Source organism: Psychrobacter sp. (assembly GCF_036731945.1).
Taxonomy (GTDB): Bacteria; Pseudomonadota; Gammaproteobacteria; order Pseudomonadales; family Moraxellaceae; genus Psychrobacter.
Genome location: NZ_DAINDI010000080.1, coordinates 1 through 2,346 on the forward strand (window position 1 = coordinate 1; position 2,346 = coordinate 2,346).

A 2,346-nucleotide genomic window follows, 5' to 3' on the forward strand; every position below is an offset into this window, starting at 1 on the left:
GTAACTGCCTTTATAACTGCTTTGACGGCGTGGATTTAATGGATAAGCTGCTGTCAGTAGCTTGGCAATTGGTTTAAATTCTTTACTAGCCATTTGATAAGGTATGAGCGGGATATCAATTACCTCACCGCTATAATCCATACCATCGTTAGTATGTAAACCAAATTTGCGCGCAATCAAACATAATGTCGCATCAGCGTGTACAGCTACTTGGTCGAATACTTGCCCAGTAGAAGCAACCAAGCCACTGGGCACATCAACCGCAACGACCAAAGCGCCGTTGTACTGCGCAGCATCGTTAAGACTATTAATTGCCTCTTTATAAATACCATCAGGCGCGCGATCTAAACCTATACCAAATAACGCATCGATATACACGTCTGCTTGTAGCTGCTTACCTGCGTTTTCCTTGTCATCAAAACTGATGTCTTCAAAGCGTAAATAATCACAGTTAGCAGACAGCGCTACTTGTAGGGCTTGGTTGGCATCAGATAAAGAAGCTTCTTTGTTAGATGACTGCGTTGTCTCAGCTATCGCAAAATCTTGTTTATCAAAGCCAACCATGATGATTTGTACTTGCCAGCCTATTTGCTGCAAATAATAAGCAATCAACCAACCATCACCGCCGTTATTACCCTTCCCGACCCAGACTTTTGCTCGAGGCGAACAATTATTGCGATTATGAGTGTTAGTAAGTGCTGAGGAATGAGGATTAAGCATTTTTTGCTCATAAAGCACCATAATATAATGCGCCATTTGCCATGTGGCCTGCTGCATCAATCCAAAACTGTCGTGACCTTCAGTAAACCACGCCTGCTCCATGGCATAAATTTGATTGCTGCTATACAGCGCTACAGGCATGGTCGTTTTCGTGAATACATTAATTGCTACTGGCATGGTTATCCTCGCTTATTTTTTATTAGCCGGTTTTATTATTTTAATCATAAGGTAATGTATGAGTCGTATCAGCTCTATTAGATTTTACGAGAGCTTACAGTTTGATATAAATACAGCTTTATTCATTTTACTACTTGCGCTCGTCGCTCACTGGCTTATCATACTGCTATTCACATTATCATTTATAGCGCATTATGAATAGCAAAGCCCAACCTACCCACCTTCAATCAACACAGTCAGGCGCACAGACCTCAGATGCTCACAATTTAGCAGCGCAGACATCTGCGCCTAATCATGCAGGGCAAGCAAGAATTGCCGTTCATAATGCGTCAGAATTTGCTACACCGGCAGACGTCAAACAATGGATTAAAACCCAAGCGCAAGCCCTAGGATTTGCTGACTGTGGTTTTTTATCGGTGCATCATCCTTTATTTGTTCAGCAAACAGAGCACTTAAAGCAATGGCTAGCGAAAGGGTATGAAGGGCAATTGCAGTTTATGCACCATAATCACCATTTGCGCGCGCAACCTGAGCAACTGGTAGAAGGCGCAAAAACCATCATCAGCGTGCGCATGGATTATTTAACCCAAACTCCCACGCCTCGTGTAGTCACTGATAACGCCTATCCCAATCAAGGTATCATCGCCCGTTATGCCAGAGGACGTGACTATCATAAAACCATGCGCAGTCGCTTAAAGCAATTGGCATTAAAAGTTGAAGCCATGCTCCCTGAATGGCAGCATCTTAATATTGGCTCAGAGCAGGATTTTATTTTTCGTCCCTTTAGCGATTCTGCGCCTATCTTTGAGCGTCCTATTGCCGATGCGGCGGGGCTTGGTTGGACGGGCAAACATACCCTGCTCATAAACAAGCAAGCTGGTTCGTTTTTTGTATTAGGCGAGCTATTTATGAGTCTTGAGCTGCCGGATGACGAACCGGTCAAGGAGCATTGCGGCAGTTGCAGCGCCTGTATTGACGTCTGCCCTACTCAGGCTATTATCGCGCCCTATGAGCTTAACGCTTCTGCTTGTATCTCTTACCTTACCATCGAGCACGACGGCATTATTGATAGCAAATATCGCCGCGCCATCGGTAATCGTATCTTTGGCTGTGACGACTGCCAGCTTATTTGTCCGTGGAATCGCTATGCCAATATCACGCCAGTAGAAGATTTTGCCGCAAGGCACAACCTTGATAACAGCAGTTTGCTTGAGCTATGGCAATGGCAAGAAGCGGAGTTTATGAAAAAAACCGAAGGCAGTCCGCTTAGACGCACCGGTTACGTGAATTTTTTACGCAATATTGCAATCGGCCTCGGTAATGCAGCTCCTGATAAGGACATAATCGTTCAGCTTGAGACGAAATTAGGCCAACATAATGCCATGCTAGATGAACATATTACTTGGGCAATTAAGGAACAGCAGGACAAACTCAACAATCTCGAACCAT

At 44.4% G+C, this 2,346-nt stretch carries 2 protein-coding genes; one reads left to right on the forward strand and one right to left on the reverse strand.

Features of this window, described 5'->3' with window-relative positions; genetic code table 11:
• The coding region (locus tag V7D75_RS12915) for an NAD(P)H-hydrate epimerase (protein WP_333614880.1) at window positions 1–897 on the reverse strand (897 nt) is incomplete at its 3' end.
• Between the two features lie 194 nt (window positions 898–1,091).
• Here V7D75_RS12915 and queG point away from each other — a divergent pair.
• The coding region (queG, locus tag V7D75_RS12920) for a tRNA epoxyqueuosine(34) reductase QueG (protein ID WP_442968967.1) at window positions 1,092–2,346 on the forward strand (1,255 nt) is incomplete at its 3' end.